17 protein-coding genes are annotated in these 20,089 nt (G+C 63.1%); 5 read left to right on the top strand and 12 right to left on the bottom strand.

Going from position 1 to position 20,089, the window contains the following annotated elements; translation table 11 throughout:
* Window positions 1-132: 132 nt before the first annotated feature.
* The 12 genes from ABWV23_RS08405 to ABWV23_RS08350 form a co-directional block, all read right to left on the bottom strand.
* The gene (locus tag ABWV23_RS08405; protein ID WP_353346916.1) at window positions 133-909 is read right to left on the bottom strand and encodes a heme ABC transporter ATP-binding protein; all 777 of its coding nucleotides are present in this window, start codon (window positions 907-909) and stop codon (window positions 133-135) included.
* Between the two features lie 3 nt (window positions 910-912).
* On the bottom strand, window positions 913-1,989 hold the full coding sequence (locus ABWV23_RS08400) for a FecCD family ABC transporter permease (RefSeq protein WP_353346914.1): 1,077 nt from the start codon (window positions 1,987-1,989) through the stop codon (window positions 913-915).
* Window positions 1,986-2,864: a heme/hemin ABC transporter substrate-binding protein gene (locus ABWV23_RS08395; protein WP_353346912.1), complete on the bottom strand. Its 879-nt coding sequence runs from the start codon at window positions 2,862-2,864 to the stop codon at window positions 1,986-1,988. Before ABWV23_RS08395 ends, ABWV23_RS08400 begins: the two co-directional genes overlap by 4 nt.
* A gap of 12 nt (window positions 2,865-2,876) precedes the next feature.
* Entirely contained in the window at window positions 2,877-3,911 is a 1,035-nt protein-coding gene (locus tag ABWV23_RS08390; protein WP_353347214.1) for a hemin-degrading factor, read from the bottom strand.
* A gap of 214 nt (window positions 3,912-4,125) precedes the next feature.
* Window positions 4,126-5,160, bottom strand: a complete 1,035-nt coding sequence (locus tag ABWV23_RS08385) for an energy transducer TonB family protein (protein WP_353346910.1) — start codon at window positions 5,158-5,160, stop codon at window positions 4,126-4,128.
* Window positions 5,160-5,540 (bottom strand): ExbD/TolR family protein, encoded by a 381-nt coding sequence (locus ABWV23_RS08380; RefSeq protein WP_353346908.1) that lies wholly within the window; start codon window positions 5,538-5,540, stop codon window positions 5,160-5,162. Before ABWV23_RS08380 ends, ABWV23_RS08385 begins: the two co-directional genes overlap by 1 nt.
* Window positions 5,537-5,914 carry an ExbD/TolR family protein gene (locus ABWV23_RS08375; RefSeq protein WP_353346906.1) on the bottom strand — a complete coding sequence of 126 codons (378 nt, stop codon included), beginning with the start codon at window positions 5,912-5,914 and terminating at the stop codon, window positions 5,537-5,539. The genes ABWV23_RS08380 and ABWV23_RS08375 overlap by 4 nt, the downstream gene beginning before the upstream one ends.
* 4 nt (window positions 5,915-5,918) lie before the next feature.
* Complete coding sequence (locus ABWV23_RS08370; RefSeq protein WP_353346904.1) at window positions 5,919-6,797, bottom strand: MotA/TolQ/ExbB proton channel family protein; 879 nt, start codon at window positions 6,795-6,797, stop codon at window positions 5,919-5,921.
* A 97-nt stretch (window positions 6,798-6,894) separates the two neighbouring features.
* A complete protein-coding gene (locus ABWV23_RS08365) occupies window positions 6,895-8,145 on the bottom strand; it encodes a calcium-binding protein (protein WP_353346902.1) in 1,251 nt (416 codons plus the stop codon).
* A gap of 24 nt (window positions 8,146-8,169) precedes the next feature.
* Window positions 8,170-10,170, bottom strand: a complete 2,001-nt coding sequence (locus tag ABWV23_RS08360) for a TonB-dependent receptor domain-containing protein (RefSeq protein ID WP_353346900.1) — start codon at window positions 10,168-10,170, stop codon at window positions 8,170-8,172.
* An 11-nt stretch (window positions 10,171-10,181) separates the two neighbouring features.
* Window positions 10,182-11,315 (bottom strand): calcium-binding protein, encoded by a 1,134-nt coding sequence (locus ABWV23_RS08355; protein WP_353346898.1) that lies wholly within the window; start codon window positions 11,313-11,315, stop codon window positions 10,182-10,184.
* A 440-nt stretch (window positions 11,316-11,755) separates the two neighbouring features.
* Window positions 11,756-13,132: an SLC13 family permease gene (locus tag ABWV23_RS08350; protein WP_353346896.1), complete on the bottom strand. Its 1,377-nt coding sequence runs from the start codon at window positions 13,130-13,132 to the stop codon at window positions 11,756-11,758.
* Window positions 13,133-13,204: 72 nt separating this feature from the next.
* Here ABWV23_RS08350 and ABWV23_RS08345 point away from each other — a divergent pair, with 72 nt between their 5' ends.
* The 5 genes from ABWV23_RS08345 to ABWV23_RS08325 all read left to right on the top strand — a co-directional run.
* On the top strand, window positions 13,205-14,026 hold the full coding sequence (locus ABWV23_RS08345; RefSeq protein ID WP_353346894.1) for a helix-turn-helix domain-containing protein: 822 nt from the start codon (window positions 13,205-13,207) through the stop codon (window positions 14,024-14,026).
* A gap of 742 nt (window positions 14,027-14,768) precedes the next feature.
* Complete coding sequence (locus ABWV23_RS08340) at window positions 14,769-15,443, top strand: hypothetical protein (RefSeq protein ID WP_353346892.1); 675 nt, start codon at window positions 14,769-14,771, stop codon at window positions 15,441-15,443.
* Window positions 15,440-17,659 (top strand): TnsB C-terminal domain-containing protein, encoded by a 2,220-nt coding sequence (locus ABWV23_RS08335; protein WP_353346890.1) that lies wholly within the window; start codon window positions 15,440-15,442, stop codon window positions 17,657-17,659. The genes ABWV23_RS08340 and ABWV23_RS08335 overlap by 4 nt, the downstream gene beginning before the upstream one ends.
* Entirely contained in the window at window positions 17,656-18,618 is a 963-nt protein-coding gene (locus tag ABWV23_RS08330; RefSeq protein ID WP_353346888.1) for a TniB family NTP-binding protein, read from the top strand. The genes ABWV23_RS08335 and ABWV23_RS08330 overlap by 4 nt, the downstream gene beginning before the upstream one ends.
* Before the next feature lie 7 nt (window positions 18,619-18,625).
* Window positions 18,626-20,089, top strand: a 1,464-nt coding sequence (locus ABWV23_RS08325) for a TniQ family protein (protein ID WP_353346886.1), incomplete at its 3' end; no start/stop codon positions are given.

Genomic DNA, 20,089 nt, shown 5'->3' with positions numbered 1-20,089 from the left:
ATGGCACTCAGTCTTGCATAGCACGGTATCGGCTGAACAGGGCTCTGCGTTTCAGGGCACCGTTCCCAGCGGGCATGGAAAGAGGATTCCAGTCCCCGGGCGGAAACCCCGGTCAAGTTGGGCGCTGAGAGGTCAGGCGGTTGCGACCTGCGGCAACAGGAAGGGAATGCTGCCGGGCGGGGGCGTATTGACCCGCAGGTTGCAGCCATAGGCGGTAGAAAGGGTTTCGTCTGTCAACACCTCGGCAGGCGACCCGCTGGCCAAAATTCGGCCCGACTGGAAGAGCACGATGTGATCCGCAAACATCGCGGTCAGGTTCAGGTCATGCATCACCGCGATGACCCCGCCCCCGGCGCGGGTATAGTCTCGGGCGAGTTCCATAACCTGCAACTGGTGGCCGATATCAAGGCTGGACACCGGCTCGTCGAGCAGCAGCCAGCGCGGCTGGCCGTCCTCCACCGGTGCCCAGACCTGGGTCAGCACGCGGGCGAGTTGCACCCGCTGCTGCTCGCCTCCGGAAAGCTCCGAATAGAACTGATTGGCGAAACCGGAAAGGCCAACACGGGCGAGCGCCTGGACGGGTAAGCTGTCATCTTCGGCTGCGGTGCCTGCAGTCAGGCCGAGGCGGACGATCTCTATGACGGTGAAAGGAAAAGCGACCGGGGTGAACTGCGGTAGAACCCCACGCAGGGCAGCCACCTGCCACGGCTTGAGGTGCGCCGTGTCGTGCCCGTTCAGGGTGACGCGGCCGCCATGGGGCACCTCGCCGGCCAGCGCGCGCAGGAAGGTGGTCTTGCCAGAGCCGTTCGGCCCGACGATGGCCGTGAGCGCGCCCGGCTCCGCCACGAAATCGACCCCGTGAAGAATCTTGCGACGACTGAGGCGGACGGTGATGTCGGTGGCCTGCATATCTCAGAGCCTCATCCCGGGCATGCGGCGCATCAATATCCAGAGGAAGACGGGCGCACCCAAAGTGGCGGTAACGATGCCGATGGGAAGTTCGGCGGGGGCGATGATGGAGCGGCTGAGCATGTCCGCGCCCAGCAAAAGCGTAGCGCCCAGAAGCGCGGCGTTGGGCAGCAGCGTGCGGTGGTCCGGCCCGTTGGCAAGTCGCAGCAGGTGCGGCACGACGATACCGACGAAGCCAATCCCCCCTGAAATGGCGACGGCGGCGCCGGTCGCGGCGGCGACGGAGAGGATGGCCGTGTTCTTCATCCTCTGGACCGGGATGCCGATGTGGGCCGCCGCGGCCTCGCCGAGCGCGAGACCGTTGAGGCCACGGGCAAGGAATGGGGTGACGGTCAGCGCAAGCAGGATAATCGGCCCGGCGGCAAAAACCTTGCTCCATGTGGCGCCAGCCAGCGAACCCATGCCCCAGAAGGTGAGATCGCGGAGCTGGTCATCGTCGGCCATGTAAACGAGGATCCCCGACAACGCCCCGGAAAGCGCGCCGAGGGCGATCCCGGCGAGCAGCATGGTGGCCACGGAGGTCTGCCGGTTGCGGGTGGAGACCCGGTAGAGAAGCAGCGTCGTGCCCCAACCTCCGAGGAAAGCGGCCAGGGAGACGAGGTGGGATCCCATGAGGTCGCGCAAGGCGAACGGCAGCAGGCCGGCGAGCACGATCGCACTGATCGCGCCAAGCCCCGCGCCCGCAGAGACGCCGACGATGCCGGGATCGGCCAGCGGATTGCGGAACAGCCCCTGCATCACCGCGCCGGAGACCGCCAGTGCGGCGCCGACGAGGATACCCTCGATCAACCGTGGCAGGCGGATGTCGAAGAGGATGACCTTGTCCACCAGTGCCAGCTCACGCCCGGCGATTAGGTCGCCCAATGCGCTCCAGAGCGAGGTGCCCGACGCGCCCGACGCAAGGCTGAGGACCGATGTGGCAATGAGCAGGAGCGTGAGCCGGAGCGTCGTGCGGCGCGCCTGCTGGTGGCGGTCGACAGGCGCCGGCTCGACCGCTTGTACCGTGGCGGTATCGGTCACGAGTTGCCTGCCGCCTTGATCGCCGCGGCCAGTTCAGTGACGGCCGAGCCGGTCCGCGGACCGAAGCCGAGCAGATGGACACCGTCGATACGGACCAGCGCCTTGTTCCGGCCTGCGGGCGTGGTGGAAATGGCGGGATGGGCATACAGGTCTCTATCGGAGCCTGTCGGTGCTCCACGGGACTTCATCATCAGGATGACGTCCGGCGCGGCGCGCGTCACGGCCTCGTCGGTGAGCGTTTTGTAGCCCTCGAACTGGTCGATGGCGTTCACCCCGCCTGCCATCGAGATGATTCCGTCTGCGGCGGTGCCGGTGCCCCCGGCCATGATCTTGCTGCCCTTGGCCGAGAGCACGAAGAGAACGCGCTGATTGCCCGCCGTGGCCTGCGCAGCGTCCACAGCCGATGCGATCTCCGCATCGACTTTTTCGGCGAGGGTATCGGCGGCCTCGTCCTCGCCCAGCGCTGCGCCCACGGCGCGGATTTTCTCGCCCACTGCCGCGCGGGTGTAGCCTTCCGGTATGGTCTCGAAGCGAATCTGCGCAGCATCCAGCACGTCAATCGTCTCGTCCGGCCCTGCGCCCTCTATGGCGATGATCATGTCCGGGTTCACCGAGAGCAATCCCTCCGGTGAGAGACGTCGCATGTAGCCCACATCGGGCAGAGTATTGACCTGCACTGGGTACACTGAGGTCGTGTCCCGTCCAACCAGCCGATCCTGCTGGCCGAGGGCGTAGATGATCTCGGTCACCGATCCGCCGACAGAGACGATTCGTTCTCCCCTGCCGTCACCAACGACGACAGAGGCGGCGAAACAGGAAACGAACACGGCGGTCAGGGCAAAGAGGCCGCGGCGGCACGGGGAAAGACCGGTCATGACTTGGGATCCTCAGGCGGAGGGAAGGGAGGCCACGAGCGCGTCCCACTCGGGGCGGAAATCGCGCCCGTTGTTGTGACGACCGAAGATCTGGAAGATGAGCCCCTCCTGGGAGTCGAAGACCTCGACGGAAACCGCCGGGCCGCGCGCCGTGGGCTTGTTCACCGCCCAGACTTCGGCGATGTGATCGGCGCGCAGGTGGAGGTTGAACCCTTCGTCGAGGATGTTCTGCCAGGGCCCCATAGGCTTGAGCGACTGGATCGGCCCGCCATGGATCTCGATGCAGCCGCGGTTCCCGACAAAGAGCATGATCTCCAGTTCCCGGTCCTTCACCGCTTCGAGCATCTGGTTCACCGCGTCGACGGACAGCTTGCGTGCCAGCGGCTCACCGGCAATGCGATAGGCGCCCAGGCGGTTCATCTTCAGCCGCGAGACAAGGCGCAGGAACTGGTGCGTGTCGGTGAGCTTGGCCCATTCGGTACGCAATTCCTCCAGCCGGTCCGGGTTCGATTTTGCCTGCTCGACAGGTTTCCGCGGCTCCACGGAAAGGCGTTCGGACTGGTCTTCATGGGCCAGTTTCTTTTTCAGCGCCTCGAAGTGATCCAGGTGGGAGCCGTCCCGGAGGTGGATCTTGTGGATCGCGTCACCGGCGGCGTCGAAGACCTGGATCGACCGGCGGAGTCCGGTCTTGGTCTCGCGCTCGACGGCAAATGCCGACACCCATTGGCCGGGGAATATTCTGAGGTCAATTTCGGGCGTCAGCGTCATGGCGGCATGCTTGCCGGGGTGATAATTTTCGTAGATCCCGACCTTTTCGATCACGCAGCTGTTGTTGCGGGTCAGCGCCATGACCTCGCCAAGCCCGGTGATCTCGGGGATCAACGCATCGGGGTGGGAGGCGATGCGCGTTGCGCCGTGCCCGACATGGGCGGCGACGAGCTGGCCCTCGGAGATGCCGAAGCTCTCCGCAAGGTCGCGGTCCCGGAGGTCATTTTCGATACGGGCCTGCCGGATGTCGGCAGGCAAAAGCTGAGCCTGATTCGTCATGGATCTTTCACGCGTTTTTTCGTTTTCGGGGAAACCTGGCTCGACAGCACCCGCTTGACGCGTTGCTTTGGCTTGGTAGACGTGGGATTCGTCAATTATCCCGAGTTTTTTACTCAGATTCATAGGCGCACGCAAGAACTGTCGGTTGAAACTGTGGACCCTGCCTGGAATGTCACTGGCGACAGGCGATGTATTACCTCCTTCCCGGAACGCGTCAGTTGAACGCCATCGTGATGGTGAACGTGTAGGCTGCCTTGGTCAGGCCGTCCGGTGCCTTGGGAAAGCGTCCGGCCCGGCGCACGGCGCTCACCGCCGCCTTGTCCAGGGACGCATTCCCGGAGCTCTTGCGTACTGATACCCCGGCAAGCTTGCCGCCACGGGTCACGTTCAGCGCCACCGTCACCCGCCCGGCCTTCCGGCCACCCGGATGGCGCTTGGCGCGTTCCACCCGGTTGCGGATCTTCGCACCCCAGACCTGCTGCAGAGCCGCCACCTTGGCTTTGGTTGCCCCGGAGGTGACCTTGGCCTTGCCGCTCCCGGCCACTGCGCCGCCGCCGGTCCCGGCGGCCCGCTGTCCGGCAGTACCCCGCGCCGCGGACTGGGCCTTCGCTGCCTTCTTGGCGGTTTTTGAAGGCTCCTTCGCGAGTTCCTTCCTTTTCTTCGGGCGTTCGGGGCGGCTGACCGGGCGTTTTCCCGCGAGCGAGGGATCCTGCGGCAGGGCTTCAGGGGCCGGTTCCGGTGGTGCCGGGGGGGCGATCTCTGGCGGGGCTTCGTCCTGCTTCGGTGGAGTGGGGGCGGTCAAGCGCACGGGTGGCTTTCGGCTCTCCTTTTCCTTCGGCTTCTCGACCGGCTTCATCTTCTGCGGAACCGGCATCGGCAGGGTCACATCCCGGGTCTCGATCCGTTGCGGCAGCGCCATCAGCATCGGCATTTGCTCCGCCCCAGGGTGTTGCAGCGGGATGGGCTGGTCCGGCTGCGGTGGCAGGGCCGTCATTTCCATCGGACGCGGCGGCGCGACATCCGGGGTGGGGGCAAGCTGTTTCTCTACGTTTTCGATCTCGATCTCAGGCGGGCGTTTCCACGCCTCCACCATGGTCTCGACCCGGTCGCTCGCGGCGAGGATGGTGATCGTCTCCTCCCCGCCCGCGCCTCCGGCTTCGGTCCCGCGCGGCGGCACACCCGCGAACAGCACCAGATGCAAGCCCACCGCGAGGCCGAGAAAAACCGCCGTTTCGACGTACCGGACCATTACTCGCTTACCATCAGTTCGACCCGGACGAACCCGGCCCTGGCCAATTCCTTGAGGAGCGCGGCAAGCTTCGCCGCCTCAAGATGGGCATCGCCGCGGACCTGAAGGGGATCGCGCTTGTCGCGCAGCTCGACCAGCAGTTCCATCGCCGGCACCCCGGTCAGCCCCTGGTAGCCAGGCAAACCGTCTCGGTTGATGTAGAGTGTGGCCTCCGAAACCGGGGGCTCGGCCTCCCGCGCGGTAGGCAGGGTTACCTCGAAAGGCTCCGGCGGGGTGATCCGGGCGGAGATCATGAAAAAGATCAGAAGCAGGAAGACCACGTTGATCATCGGAACGATGCTCTCGCGGGCCTGGCGTTGGCGGGGGCGACGAATGTTCATTCGATCAGCACGACCGTTTCGAATCCCGCCGCGCTCAGGACTTGGGTCACGTCGATGACCCGCTGCAAGTCCGCACCATCACGCCCCTGCAGGATGATCGCGTCGGTCGGGGTGGAGGTGAGCCGGGAGAGTTGTTCCGGCACATCGGCCAGCGCCGTGACGATCCCATTGAGCCGGACCGTCTCGGGGGTGACCTCGATCAGGCGCGGCGGACCGGAATACCCCTGTCCGGCGCTGGCAAGAGGCAACGGCAGGGCCAAGTCGGTTCCGAAGCGGGAGGCGAGCATGAAGAACACCAGCAAAAGGAACACGACGTCGATCATCGGCGTGAGCGACGGACGGCGGCGTTGTCGTTGTGGGCGAAGGCAGTCCATGGCGCTATTCCGCAGCGAGGGCGGCCGCTGTGGGTTCGGGCTCCGGAAGCTGCTGGTCGGCGAGGAAAATGCGCGTCACGCCGTCTTGGACATCTGCGGCCATGCTGTCGATGATCCCCTCGAACCAAGCAAGCGCGGCAGAGGCAGGGATCGCCACGGCCATGCCGGCGGCGGTGGTCAAGAGGGCCTCCCAGATCCCTCCGGCGAGCGCCGCCGGGTCGGCCTTGGCTCCGGCGTCCTGCAGCGCCTGGAAGGCGGCGATCATGCCGAGAACCGTACCCAGAAGGCCGAGCAGCGGAGCGATGGTGGCAATCAGTTCCAGCGGGCGCAGGCCCCGGCTTGCCGAGCCGATCTCACGCTTGGCAACGCGGGTGGTTTCCTCCCGGGCGGCGTCCTCGGTAAAGGTTTCGCGCGCATGCAGCGCGGCGTGGATCACCTTGGACCGCAGTCCTCGGCGCCCGGCAACGATCGCCTTGGCCTCGGCCTCCCGGCCTGCCTCGAATTGCTCCACCGCTAACCGGGCGCGCCCGCGGGACCAGGCACCGATCAGCGCCAATCGCCATATCTTCCAAAGGACCAGGGCGACCGTGATAACCGAGAGCGCCGCGATGGCCCAGATCGTGTAGCCGCCGTCCCGAAGGAATTCCAGCGCCGGTCCGGAAAGGTCGGTCGCCATGCCCAGGATGTCGTCAGATCCGGCTGGCATTTCCGCCGCGGAGGTATCGGCAGGCGGTACCGGTACGACGTCGGGGGACGGGGGCGTCTCCATCCCCGGTCCGGAAATCGACGGTCCTGTGCCGGTGGCCACCTCGTTGGCCAATGGCGGTGCATTCGGCGCCTCGGTTGCCACTGACGGCGCGGGGTCTCGGGTCTCGCCAGCCACGTCTTCTCCTTGCGGTTTGTTCTGGGGTGTATGTTGTGATCAGCAATTATCCGAGTATTTTAATCAAGTAAATTGATTCCGTGCAATCGGCGCTTTGTCAGAGGAGGAAATCTCCTGAATCCAGTCCGCTCGCATCCAGCAGCGTGATCCGGAAATCGGCGCTGCCATCGCCGTCAATGTCGCCGGCAACGACGGTCTTCGAGGATTTCTCGATGATCCGCAGTTCGCCTGCCACGCCGCTGAAACTGCTTTCGGCAATGAAAGTGAATGCCTGATTGCCGCCGGTCGTGCTGTCGGCGTCTATGTCGCTCAGGTCGATCATGTCGGTACTCGTGAAATCGGTGATCACGTCCCCATTGGCTTCTGCCTTGGTGTTGAACTCGAACGTATCAGCGCCATTGCCGCCCGAGAGCGTGTCTGTCCCCTTGCCGCCGGATAGGGTATCGGCGCCGTTGCCGCCGGATAGGGTATCGGCGCCGTTGCCGCCCGAGAGGGTATCGGCGCCGTTACCGCCCGAGAGAGTATCGGTGCCGTTGCCGCCCGAGAGCGCGTCTGTCCCCTTGCCACCTGAGAGCGTATCGGCCCCCTTGCCGCCGGAGAGGGTATCGGCGCCGTTACCGCCCAAGAGAGTATCGGTGCCGTTGCCGCCCGAGAGCGTGTCTGTCCCGTTGCCACCTGAGAGCCTGTCGGCTCCCTTGCCGCCCGAGAGGGTATCGCTCCCATTCCCGCCGGAAAGGATATCGGCCCCGTTCCCGCCCTTGAGATCGTCGGCACCTTTGCCGCCCCGTACGATATCGGCGTATTTTGTGCCGGCGTAGGTATCGTTTCCGGTGGAACCTATGACCTCGTGTCCCTCTGCCCAGACAAATTCCGAAAAGGCGGCGGCGTCGATCGCGGTGCCTTCCAGGCCGCCGCCCATGAAGCCCTTGATGACCTCGTGCACGTCCCCCATCACGCCGGCCTCGTTGTAGATACTCAGCCCGGAGATGGTGATGATCTCGGACGCCGTATCAACCAACCCGTCGTCATTGTAGTTCAACTCTCCTGTGTCGGCATCATAGGCGTCGCCCAGCCGGGTGAGCCGGATAGTCTCGATCGTGCCGCTGACGGAGTGGTTGGAGAAGGTGTAGTAGAAGTCCTGCCCCTCCACGAGCACCGCGCGTGCCGTACTCTCCTTCCCGGCCGTCGGGGCTTCGAGGTGCACGATCTGCGTGGTCTCGTCCGCACCCTCGGCCAGGAAGAGCGGCATCGAATAGGGTTCAAAATCCGCGAAGAAGGCGGCGAAATCGGCCTCGAAATCAACGCCGGCGCCGGTCGTCTCGTTAGCGAAGAGTTGGACGGTAAGCATGTTCTTATCCTCTCTTTGGGCCGCTCAGAATTGCCAGGTCAGCGATACCTGGGCGTTGATACCCGGTGCTGCCTCGGTGGTCAGATAGGCGGTGTATGTCTCGTCGGTGATGTTGTTGAGTTGCAGATTGAGCTTGCCGCGTTCCCCGATATTCTTGTTGAGGAACAGGTCCCAGGTATCCCAGGCCTCGCTGGAAAGGCTTCCGTCGTTGCGCGACATCACGTTGGTGTATCGCACGCCAAGTTCCAGCGACTGGTCAGGATTGCGCCAACCGGCCGTCATCGAAAACCGGTTTGGCGCGACCCCGGAGATATCCGCGTCGGTCTCGGTGTTGATGCCCCGGGTCATCTGGCCGGTGAAGCGCCCGAAATAGCGCCCGGCATCATAGCCAAGCTCAAGCTCGATGCCCTCGAGTCGAACATGGTCGATATTTTGGTATTGGTAGTAGCGGTCGAAAAGCGTGCCCATCTCCTCCAGCCCGATATAGTCATCCACCTCGCTGCGATAGATGGCGAGCCGCCCGTCCAACCGGTCCGCATCCACGATCAGGTCGTTGAAACCGGCGGTGGCGGCCAATTCGAAGGTGGTCGCGCTCTCCGGGTCGAGATCTGGATTGGGCAGGATCAGGAAATCCGCCGGTTCCGGGTGCATCCCGTTGACCAGCGCCTCCGACAGGGTCGGCGGTCGGTAGGCTTGGGCCATGGTCGCGTGCAGCGTCACCGGCCCGAGAGTGTGGCGAACCACCAGCGAGGGCGAGACCTGGCTGCCGACCGACGAGCCTTCGTCGCTGTCGAGACGGTAGGTGTCAAAGCGCAGGCCGGGAACGACCTCGGTGTTCAGCCCGATCTCGATCGCATCCTCGGCCATCAGCGACCAGACGTAGCGTTCACCGGGGGCGGTCAGCCCGTCCACGGTGGAGTCAGGATCGTCTACCGTCACGACATCACTGTAACCGTCGAGGGCAAGGGTCAGCCGGTGCCGGACATCGCCGAGGTAGAGATCCCGCCCGGCCTCTGCGCGCAACCCGGTCGTCTTGGTCCCGTATCGGCGCCTGTTGCTGATGATGTTGCCGTCATCGTCGAGCAGCCATTGGGACAACCTTGTGTCGGTATGAAAGAGCGTGGCGTCCAAGGTATGCCAGTTTCCGGCGAACCCCTCGAAAACGATGGTGCCGGATGTCGTGTCCATCCGGTTCTTTCGCGGGATGGACCCGAGACCGGTCTCGTAATCCGATCCGAGATCGGAAATGCCGAAGGTCAAGTGCTGACCGCCGGCGAAGGTGTGCCCGTATTTTCCGAGGATCGAGAGGTTTTCCTCATGCGCCATGACCTCGGTTCCGCCAGGCGCGGTGTAATCGGCCTTCTTTGATGTCGTCGCGGATAGCAGGAGATCGTTGTTCTCATTGATCCGCGTCGCCCAGGAACTGTGGACGGTCGGCCGGTCCAGCAGCGTGCCAAAGCGCAGCCGCGCCTCCCCGCCCTGGGTGTTGCCCGGCGCGATCAGATCGTCGGCCTCGACCGTCCGCAGTTTCAGCGTGCCTCCGATCGCCCCCGCAGCGGCATCCGTTCCGGCCGGGCCGCGCACGATCTCCACCGATCGAAGCATCTCCGTATCGGCATAGAAGGTGCTGTTGGATGTGTGGCCGCTGCGACCGAAGTTCTGCCGCGCGCCGTCGATGGTCACGCCAACGCGCCCGTCATCTTGCAACCCACGGATATTCACCGCGATAGCCGGATCGCCAGCGGTGAACGCGCTGGTCACGCCGGCCATGCTGTTGAGCACCGTGGAAAGCGGGGCGCCGGAAAACTCTCTCTCCAGCACTTTCGCATTGTATTGCGTCTGGCTCGCCCCGGTATGGGAAACCCCGGCCGTGCCGCTTTCTTCGCTCGCGGTGACGACGATGGCGTCGAGTTCGATCTCGTCATCGGTTTCCTCGGCCGAGACCGGTGTGCCATAAGCCAAGGCAGTCACGGCGAGGCCGTAGACGACTCCGCAGGAGCTGGCGATGAAGGTTGTCGTCGTCATGGGACTGCTCCTCAGAACAGGAACATGTCCGCTGAGAGATCTTCCTCGGCCACGTTCGTCAGCTCGATGGAGACGGAACCGGAGGTCAATACAACACCGGTCTCCCCATCGGAGATGGCGAAATTGTCAAGACCGGATATATCAAGGGCAGTGACCTTGATGATGTCTTCGCCCGGGGTGAAGTCGGCGATCACGTCAGAACCGGCAGTTTTTCCGAAGACGAAACGGTCCTCTCCGGCGCCACCATAAACCGTGTCGTTACCGATGCCCCCCTTGATCAGGTCATCGCCCTTTCCGCCACGAAGCGTGTCGTCGCCGGAGCGGCCCTTAAGCACGTCATCGCCCTTTCCGCCATGAAGCGTGTCGTCGCCGGCACCACCATAAAGCATGTCGTCACCGGACCCGCCCTTGACCAGGTCATCGCCCTTTCCACCGCGAAGCGTGTCATCGCCGGCCTGCCCCTTGAGGTGGTCATCGTTCCAGTTGCCTTTGAGGAGGTCGTCGCCGCCCTTGCCAACCAAGGTATCACGACCGAGCCGACCAGCCAGAACATCGTCGTTGCCGGTTCCGACCAAGTAGTCTTCGCTGGCCGAGCCCGTCATGTCGAAACCGTAGTCCGACAGCAAGTCCTCGACCGAGGCGGCATCGGCGTTTTGCACTGCCTTGTACATGTTGTAGACGAGGTTGGTGCCAGTGCCGTATGCCGTTCCGGCCTCTGCGTCCAAATCGAGGCCGTCGATCACGAGGAATTCCTCGAGTTCCGAGATTTCGCCGTCTTCACCGGCTGCCTGATCACCGGTGGTCTGGCCGTCAACCCACGTGCCGAAGGTGATGGAATTGATCGTGCCGCTTATGCCGTGGCCGTAGCTGGCACCGTAGTGGATGAAATCATAAGCCAGGTCGGCGCCCTCCAAGAGCACGACATAATCGGTCTCTATGTTCTCGTCCTCGGTCTCGCCGGCGGTTTCGAGTGTCGCCAGGACTTGGGAGCCATTCATGTAGTAGGTGGCGCCATAGGCGGAATCCGCAGCGCCGCCATAAAAGCTCATGCTGGCGCCGACAAAATCGTCGAAGTAATCGTCGAAAAAGGTCAGCGAGTTGTATCCGCTCAACGCGGATGCATCGATGGAGATCATCGAGGTCATGACGTGGTCGTCCTCTTGCTTTGGGCGAATGTGCCCATCTGAGATTTTGCCCGGATTTCCGAGCATCTATGCAAGATGACTGGCGGTATGGCCTCTTAATCCAGCCTCACCTTTTGGGGGCGGGGTTAACGGCCGTTGCTTGCTGCCTGCTGAGGGGATTGGTAACCAGACCGTGGTGAGCTGTCAATTGCCACAATGGTGAAGATTGATCGACCCCGTGATCAAAACCAACCATACGGTCGCGGTGTCGAGAACGTGAAGCCCCAATTTCATATGTACGGAGTGCGAGATCCTTTTAGATTCCTTTTGTCGTTGAAGAACTGCTTGTGCTCCTGCCCGAAGTCGGAATGGGACGCATGGAAAGCATTCAACCGTGGCGCGGCATCGGCCGAGCGGGGTGTGCGTTTCAAGGCAGCTTTCCCAGCGGTGCTGTCCTCTGCTCAGATCACGCCGAGCAGTTTCCACCACAGGTAGTCCGCGGGGATCAGGATCAGGGCCGTGAGCAGGAACAGGGCGACCGTCACCTTCAACAGTGGGCGGGTGGATTCCCCGGCCAGCCCCATCGCGACGATGAGTGGGCCGACCTGGTAGGGAAAGAGGACCGTCGAAAAGCCGATCACCTGCGTCATCAGAACAGCCTCGGTGGAAAACCCGGTTAGGGTTGCCAGTTCGGAGGCCAGCGGCGTAAGGACCGCCGGAACACCCGGCATCGTCGTGAAGATCGAGGTGCCGGCGCCGAGCAACGACAGCGACATGAAATTCAGGAAATCCTGGCCGGGTTGGATCGGCAGCCGGGTCAGGGCCTCATGCGCGATGATGTCGCCGAGGCCGCTCCGGTTGACCACGACCCCCAGCGCCAGTGCGCCCGCGATGAACAGAAGTGTTCCGAAATCGATCGCGGATTTGAAGGCGGGCGGCGAGAGGAACCCGACGTTTGGGATCATCAGAACGACGGCCGTCGCCAGCCCGACCCAGGCCGGGTTGATCCCGTGGATCTGGTCGGTCGACCACAGGACCAGCGTGATCAGAAGGATGACCAACAGCGCCCCCTGTTTCCGGCCCGATGCCGACGCGACCGTTTTCGCCGGGCGGATCTCAGTGTCCAGCCGGGCGGGGAAGAAGGTCAGCACGAGCCCGACGATCGCCGCCGATTTGGCGAGACCCAGCACCGGGTAGTGCAGCAGCAGGTAGTCCAGGTAGCTCAACTGGATGTCGAACAGCTGGTCGGCGAGGCCGGACATCAGCACGTTGGGGATATTCGAGGGCAGGATCGCGAAGCTGGGCATGTTGGTTCCGATCGCGATCACGATCGCCACGCCGGTACGCCCCTTGGTCCCCGGCTTGAGGCCCAGCGCATCGGCCAGCGCCATTCCGATCGGCACCATCACCGCCGCGCGCCCGGTGGAGGCGGGCATCACGAAGCCGAGCACCATGGACACCACCATCAGCCCGCCGATCAGCATCGGGTAGGACCGCGACAGGTGTCGATGAGTCAGCCCGCCGATCCGCGCGCCAAGACCCGAGGTGGTGATCGCCGCTCCAATGACGAAGCCGGCTACGACCAGCCACATCGCCGTGGAGGTAAACCCGGAAAAGACCACATCCGGCGTACTGAGATTGCCCAGCAGAAGCGCGGTGAAAAAGAACGCCGAGGCGACATAGCCCGGGGTCAGCCCGGTGGCCCAGAGGCTCAGCGTGACCAGCACCATGCCGAAGATCGCCGCCTGCTCGGCCGTCATTCCGATCGGCAGGGACAGAGCGCTCCACAGGCCGAGCAGCACCGCCAGGATCACGATGATTTCCTTGAAACGAGACATGCCGATCTCTCCCGATGTTTGTACGTCCTGTTCGAGGTAGCCGCAGAAGGTGGGGTGTGCGAGAACGACAATATGCCAATTGATATCGATTTCCCGCCAGTTCCGCTTGTCTCCTCGACCCCTCACGAGATGCTCGGCGCCTGTGGCGACCCGCGCCAGCCGCTTCTGGTCTGGGCTGCGCATCTCGACCGCGATGTTCAGATCGAGCCTCGCACGCTGGACCGGGCGCTGCTCGCCTTCAGTTTCGACGGGATGATGCGGGTCGAGATTGGGGAGGACCACTGGTTCATACCCGACCGGCACGGCATCTGGATCACGCCGGGGGACCGGCATCTGCTCCTCACGGTCAGTCCGATCGAGCTTCAGGCGTTCTATATCCACCCGCGGCAGGCCATCCTTGCCTCCATGCCGAAACAGCCGACAGTGGTGCGGGCAACGCCGCTGATGCGCGGGATCGCCCGCCGCTTGGCCCCGAGCGCCGTCGATGCATTGAGCCGGCCCGAGCGACGCCGGCTGGCCTGGGTGGCGCTGGATGAGATGGCGAGGCTGGAGCGGTCCGACCTACGCCTTCCCGGTGGCCGCGATCCAAGAGTGACGGCGGCTGTGACGCATCTGTTGGCGCGTCCGCAGGAGGCGCGCAGCCTTGCGCGGCTGGCGGACCGGATCGGCACGAGCGAGCGAAGCCTCAGTCGGTTGTTCCGGACGGAAACCGGCCTGAGCTGGCAGGAGTGGCGGGACCGGATGCGCTTCATGCTGGCGCTCGAGGGACTGCAAGAGGGGATGAGCAGCACCGCCCTCGCGGCCCGGTTGGGATATTCCAATCCCAGTGCTTTCGTCGCCGCATTCCGCCGCCGCGCCGGCATGCCCCCCTCGGAATGGCGAAAGGGGACGTGAGGGTGCCCGCGGTCGCGGCCAAGAAGCCGAGAACGGCACATGGGAATACGCTCGTACCTTCACCGCCCTTCGGAAAAGCGGTCGGTTCGTCGCGAACCGAATCGCCGGCGTCTTGTCGTTAGGGATTCAAACCTTCGTCCTCCGAAACACTTCCGTGCGCGGTGTTGCAAGAATGTTGCGTCGGCAATTCCGGTTCGACCTGGATTGAGGCCCCGTTTCGTCTCCGCGAAAAAAAATTCATGAGCGGATCTGCCGGAGTGGTGATCTGGTGTTTGAAAAAATACAATAAAAACAGTATATTAAAGTGTTGACGCGAACTCTCTGGGTTCGTTCTGATCTCGACGGAAATCGAATCCGAAAATTTTTTTCGGCCAAAATCAGCTGTTGTCGGAGGGACCGGTATGGGTAGTTTCTCGGGCTCAAGCGAAGGCTGAGCAGCGGATCCCACACCTCGTGCCGCGGTTTCTTCTTCGTGAAACAGGCAGTCAGCCAACCTTTCGATCGACAGCGCCGGAACCCGGCATACGGTTGAGAGGACGAGCAGAGGAGACGAACACCTATGGTCACTTCTCCAAGGTAGACCACCAGAAATCGTGGGCCGATCAATCATGAGGCCTGCACCCGGAGCCGCCTGAATACACTGGGGCTCCCCTAACGAAACCAAGGAAAAGTATCGCCGCCTTCGGGCAGCGTCGGAGCGCATTCCGGCGAGCGGTACTCCTATGCCGAAAGGAATTTGAGCATGATGAAGATGCCAGATGGCGGGATCACGATGCCAGAGTGTGTGCAACTTGCACGGAATACGGCTGTCGGTGCCCGTGAGCACCAAACCGGACAGATAACTTCCGGCCCCGATGAGGGGTATACCGTGGGCTACGACAGCAACACCGAAATGAAGTGGAAGCTTGTCCTTCTCGCCCGTCCGGGTGTGGCCTGGATCGAAAGCCAGGTGCATTTCAAGTGGGTCAAGGCCGACGGGGAAATCGCCAACCACTTTTTCGACTTCCGCATTCTGATGGCCGACGGCACACGCGTCGCGATCATGGTGAAGTCGGAATATCGCCGCAACCAGCCCAAGGTACAGGCCGAGCTTGCGGAAGTCGCGGCTCGGGTTCCTCGGAGTTTCGCGGATCAGGTCGTGGTGATGACCGAGCGCGACATCGACCCCGTGGAATACTTCAATGCCGAGATGATGCACGAGATGCGTCGTCCCGATCCCGATGCAGATGCCGCCGCACGGAGGCTCCTGGGCGAGATCGTCGGGGCTGTCCGGATCCAGGATCTGGTCGATGCAATCGGCCTCGGCCCGCGCGGTTTTCGGGCCGTGGTTCGCCTGCTCCGCTCTCACGAACTCGAACTCACACTCAACATGCGCATCACGCACGAAACCTATGTCCGCCGGAGGATCTCCAAATGATCGCGACCAAACCCAGCCCTGTCCAACCCAAGTTTTCCTTCTCCGAGTACGATGGCATTGTGATCGGCGGGCGGCCTTTCCGCTATTTCGAGACGCGCGAAGATGGCCACATTTTCGTCGCGGCGAAAGGCGAGGGCGTCCCCCAGGTCATGACTAACGCCGAGATCAGTCGCTACCTGGCGGTCGGCAATTTCGAATGCACTCCGAACGAACACCAGCCTGAGCATCTGCGTGCGCGCGTCCTGCCGGATGGTGATATGCTTTCACTGAGGAACACGGAAGACCATGAAAAGGCGGCAATGCGACTGGCCGTGGTCCGTGCGTTCCGCGAGTTGCTGAACGACGACTCCAAGAAGGTCTCACGGACCGATAAGTCGGTACGGCCTCATATCGGGGCCATCAAGCTGCGTGCCGGGGAAATCCAGCGTGAAGGAACGCCCGAAGATCGTGGCAAACCTCTGCCTGTACCGGATGAGCTGGGCGCAAAGACTGTGCTCGAATGGGAACGCAAGGAGCGGCGTTTCGGGTTGGCAGGTCTTTATGACAAGACCTCCAAGCGCGGCAATCGTAACCGCCGGATGACGGCCGATGAACTCATGATCATGGGCAAGGTCGTGGGCAAGTATCTCAACATCCAGCAGCCGTCACAGGCCATCATCTTCAATGAGGTGAGGATTGCCTTCGCTGACGAGAACGCACGGCGCAGGGCAGCAGGCGAGCCGGAAATCGTCTGCCCGTCACGTGAGACGGTGCGGCAAGCGATCCGAAAGCTCAACCCCTTCGGCATCACGCTGACCCGGAAGGGCCGCGAGGCTGCAAACCGACAGTTCGCCCCGGTCGGCATGGGGCTGGACGTCACGCGGCCGATGCAACGTGTCGAATTCGATGAATGGGAGGCCGACGTTATGTCCTTGATGGCGGAAGGGGGGATGCTCGCACATCTGACCGAGGAAGAGAAAAAGAAGCTCGGGCTCGACAAGAAAAAGGCGCGGTGGTGGGTCACGGTAGCAATCTGCTGCGCGACCCGTTGCATCGTCGGGATGGTCATCTCCCGGCAGCCGAACTCCCAGAGCGCGCTTCGGGTCATCGAGATGATGATGCGCGACAAGGGGGTCTGGGGGGATGCCTGCGGTGGTCTGACGCCCTGGAACCAGTTCGGTTGGCCGTCGGTCATCGTGACCGACTGCGCGGCCTACAACATCTCGAGCCTGGTGCAGGCCCGCGTGTCCGACCTCGGCATTACGTTGCAGTACTGCGCGGCTGCAAACCCTGAGGCGAAAGGAACAATCGAGCGCGTTTTCGGTACTTTCGCGACCCAGCTCATGCCTCGGTTGAGCGGGCGGACCTTCAGCAACATCGTTGAGCGCGGCGACTACGACTCGGTGAAACGTGCTGCGCTCAACCCCGAGGAGTTCTGCTCGGTGCTGGTTCGCTACATCGTCGACGTTTACCACCGCACCCCGCACAGTGGGCTGAACGGCGAGACGCCACTGGACTGCTGGAATCGGCTCGTTGAGAAATTCGGTGTTCAGCCCCCGCCTGATCTCAGCCGTCGGCGCCTGATCTTCGGCCATGAGCGGGAACGCACCGTGACCAGGCAGGGCGTCACCATTCTGGGGGTTCGGTATCACTCAGAAACGCTGGCTCGCTTCATGACAAGGTCGCACGAGTGCAAGGTGGCGATCCGGTGGTATCCTGAGGATATCGGCGCCATCTGGGCCGAGCTGAACGGACGTTGGTTCGAGATCCCCGCCGTGTTCGATCGGTATCGTGGTGTTTCTGCCCAGGAATGGCCGAACGCTGCGGCGGAAATCCGGGCGCAGAACGCCCGCAACGCCGAGATCAACTTCGCGGTCGTCCGCCAGGCGCTTGACTACATAAAGGGCACCAACAGCGCCGCCATGACCCGGGTCGGCCTCATCATGGAGGACTGGTCCGAGAAGCGCATGGACTACGAGGAAGACCGCCTGTTCATCGGCTTCAAGACCTCGGAGACGGAGCCCGAGAATCCCTATGACGGGGAGCGGGGCGAGTGGGGGACCGGCCTTCCCACGGCCGGTACTGCGCCGATGAGCACACCCAGCGCTGAAAACCCGCCTGAGGGGGAAGAATCTTTTTCCGGTAGTGCCAGCCCGCTTCAATTTCCCGATCATCAGCCCGGCGATGACGCTGATGTGGCTGATGACGGCGACGACTGGACCCTGGAGGACGAATGACCATGAGTGCATCAGATCTCAAGATCAACGCGAAACTCGCAGCCGTGGACCGGCTGCGAGACAAGTATCTCGCGACCCCGCGGGACGCTCAGTTCCGGAGCTACCTGGACCGGCTGCTGCAGCGCGATGATCAGGGCAACCTGCTTCCGAAGCCCCGCCTTTTCAACAAGGCCGGCGATACACGCGGCATCGCGGTCGTGGAGCCCGCCGGCGGAGGCAAAACCTCGCTGGTCCTTCATGGCCTCAAGACCCATCCGGCCCTGCAACCGCGCGATGCGGCGCATCAGCCTTGGGTCGGGGTCCGGGTCCCGAGCCCGCCCACCGCCAAGAGTCTCGCGATCGAGATACTCAACGCCAGCGGGTACGCTTCCGTCTCCCGGTCCCAGACCGAGGACGACATCATGCGCAAGGTTCGGCACCATTTCAAACTGCGGGGGACCGCGATCCTCTGGATCGACGAGGCGCACGATCTGTTCGGAGCGGGCAGCAAGTTCAAGGTCGATGTGTTCCTGAAGACCGTCCGCAATCTCATGCAGGGGGACGGCGCGGTCAGCGTCGTGTTGAGCGGCATCGAAAGCCTCTGGCAGATCGCATCTTGCGACGCCCAGGTCACGCGCCGGTATTGGCGGCTGCCGTTGGCGGATGTCTCGCCGCATTCGGATCGCAAGGCACTGACAGGTGTCATTGCCAGTTTCTGCGATGCTGCTGGCATGCGACCGCCCGCGGACGAGGACTTGGTGGACCGGCTCGTACATGCCAGCCGCAACCGTTTTGGTCGCTGCATCGAGAACATTCTCGCGGCACTCGAAGCGGCTGCGCTGGATGACGCCGAACAGGTGACGATCAACCATTTCGCCGAAAGTTGGGGTATGCAGGAGGGCTGTGGCTTGGGCCAGAATGTTTTTCTCGCGCGGCATTGGGCCAAGATCGATCTGGGTGAAACCCATGTCTTCGGGTGAGGGGGCAATGATGCTTGCGCCCCATATTCCTTTCGACGCTGAAGAGAGCCCGCTGTCTTTCGCAGCGCGCCTTGCACAGCTCCACACCGGGGATCGCCTGGTTTCCTTTCTCCGGGACTTCGGGATCAAACCGGAGCAAATGGCGGTTAACGATGAAACTGCGCTGACACGTCTGGCCGAGGTTTCCGGCGTCGCTGTCGAAGTCCTGCGTGCCAATGCTGCTGTCCGGGTCGGGAAACGCACTTACGACCTTCGTGGTGAGCTGGTCACCGCAGAGTTCCTTGCAAACCCGTACACGGTCTTCTGCCCGGCCTGTTTGGCGGAGGATGACCGGACTGGCCTGCGCCGCGGGCGGTGGGAGTGGGCGCTGTCGGTTGTGCGCACATGCCCGCATCATGAGATCCCGCTTCTGCGGCAGGCGCAGGGCGCATGGGATGACAAACTCCACGAGCTTGATCGTCGTGTGCCCGAGCGCGGCGAAAGGCTCGACGCGTTGGTTTCGCAAGCCACGCGCCGCTCGGTGTCTCCTCTCCAGGGCTACGTCATGCGCCGTCTCGATGGGAAAGCTGGTCCCGAATGGCTGGACGCACAAACCCTGGATCAGGCCACCCGCGCAACGGAACTCCTCGGTGTGCTGGTCGCATTCGGGGCGGCGCAGAGACTGCCGGAGCTCACGTCGGATGATTGGGATCATGCCAGTCGTGTCGGCTACGAATTCACGTCTCGGGGTGAGAGCGGTATTCGGGAGGCATTTGAGGCGCAGTTTCGGAAATACGACGATGCCACCGGCACGCCCGGCGCCCGCAAGATTTTCGGGAGCTTCTACAACGCCATGGCACACTCAAAGTCGCTCAAGGATCCCGGCGATATCGTTCGCATCCTTCGAGAGACGATCGTCGCGAACATCGCGCTGCCGGCCGGGTCCGAGGTGCTCGGTGCCGATCTCACGGAGCGGAAACTGCACACGGTCGCGTCGCTGGCCAAAGAACAAGACCTCGATTCAAGAACCCTCCGCGGCGTGCTGGTCGCAGCGGGGATCGTTCCTGACAACGCCCCCGCGCATTTTGCTTTCCCGGCAGAGCAGGGCAGGGGGGTGGCGAAGCGCGTAAAGCGGGTCGTGCATGTCAATTCCGTCCCGGACGCTCTGAATTGTGCCCGTCCCTTGGTGGATTTTCTTTTTGCCGATCGCGTGCTCACTCCCATCTACTACGGGAGGCCGGGCGTGCGCGGGCGCACCCAGAAAGCCGTTGATCGTGAAGATCTTGCCGGGCTGGTCGGCAGGCTTCATGCAAAGGCGGTCGAGGTGGATGGTGCCGATGACGCCTTGGTCCCGATCTCGAAGGCTGCGGAGAAGGCCAGGGTGCAGGCCATTTCAGTGGTGCATATGATCCTCGGAGGCTTTCTCGAGCGTGTCGTTCGCGTGGCCGCTCAGAAGGGAGTGGGCGCGCTTCGGGTGGATCCGGAGGAGATC

The sequence above is a fragment of the Aquicoccus sp. SU-CL01552 genome (assembly GCF_040365005.1).
In the GTDB taxonomy this organism is placed as follows: domain Bacteria; phylum Pseudomonadota; class Alphaproteobacteria; order Rhodobacterales; family Rhodobacteraceae; genus Antarcticimicrobium.
Note: the sequence above shows the minus strand (reverse complement) of the source record. Positions and strands in the feature narration are given on the sequence as shown.

Excerpts from the sequence above, each read along its gene's own strand:
- ABWV23_RS08405 (WP_353346916.1), bottom strand. The coding sequence starts at position 909 with ATGCAGGCCACCGACATCACCGTCCGCCTCAGTCGTCGCAAGATTCTT.
- ABWV23_RS08395 (WP_353346912.1), bottom strand. The coding sequence starts at position 2,864 with ATGACCGGTCTTTCCCCGTGCCGCCGCGGCCTCTTTGCCCTGACCGCC.
- ABWV23_RS08390 (WP_353347214.1), bottom strand. The coding sequence starts at position 3,911 with ATGACGAATCAGGCTCAGCTTTTGCCTGCCGACATCCGGCAGGCCCGT.
- ABWV23_RS08385 (WP_353346910.1), bottom strand. The coding sequence starts at position 5,160 with ATGGTCCGGTACGTCGAAACGGCGGTTTTTCTCGGCCTCGCGGTGGGC.
- ABWV23_RS08380 (WP_353346908.1), bottom strand. The coding sequence starts at position 5,540 with ATGAACATTCGTCGCCCCCGCCAACGCCAGGCCCGCGAGAGCATCGTT.
- ABWV23_RS08375 (WP_353346906.1), bottom strand. The coding sequence starts at position 5,914 with ATGGACTGCCTTCGCCCACAACGACAACGCCGCCGTCCGTCGCTCACG.
- ABWV23_RS08365 (WP_353346902.1), bottom strand. The coding sequence starts at position 8,145 with ATGCTTACCGTCCAACTCTTCGCTAACGAGACGACCGGCGCCGGCGTT.
- ABWV23_RS08360 (WP_353346900.1), bottom strand. The coding sequence starts at position 10,170 with ATGACGACGACAACCTTCATCGCCAGCTCCTGCGGAGTCGTCTACGGC.
- ABWV23_RS08355 (WP_353346898.1), bottom strand. The coding sequence starts at position 11,315 with ATGACCTCGATGATCTCCATCGATGCATCCGCGTTGAGCGGATACAAC.
- ABWV23_RS08350 (WP_353346896.1), bottom strand. The coding sequence starts at position 13,132 with ATGTCTCGTTTCAAGGAAATCATCGTGATCCTGGCGGTGCTGCTCGGC.
- ABWV23_RS08345 (WP_353346894.1), top strand. The coding sequence starts at position 13,205 with ATGCCAATTGATATCGATTTCCCGCCAGTTCCGCTTGTCTCCTCGACC.
- ABWV23_RS08340 (WP_353346892.1), top strand. The coding sequence starts at position 14,769 with ATGATGAAGATGCCAGATGGCGGGATCACGATGCCAGAGTGTGTGCAA.
- ABWV23_RS08335 (WP_353346890.1), top strand. The coding sequence starts at position 15,440 with ATGATCGCGACCAAACCCAGCCCTGTCCAACCCAAGTTTTCCTTCTCC.
- ABWV23_RS08330 (WP_353346888.1), top strand. The coding sequence starts at position 17,656 with ATGACCATGAGTGCATCAGATCTCAAGATCAACGCGAAACTCGCAGCC.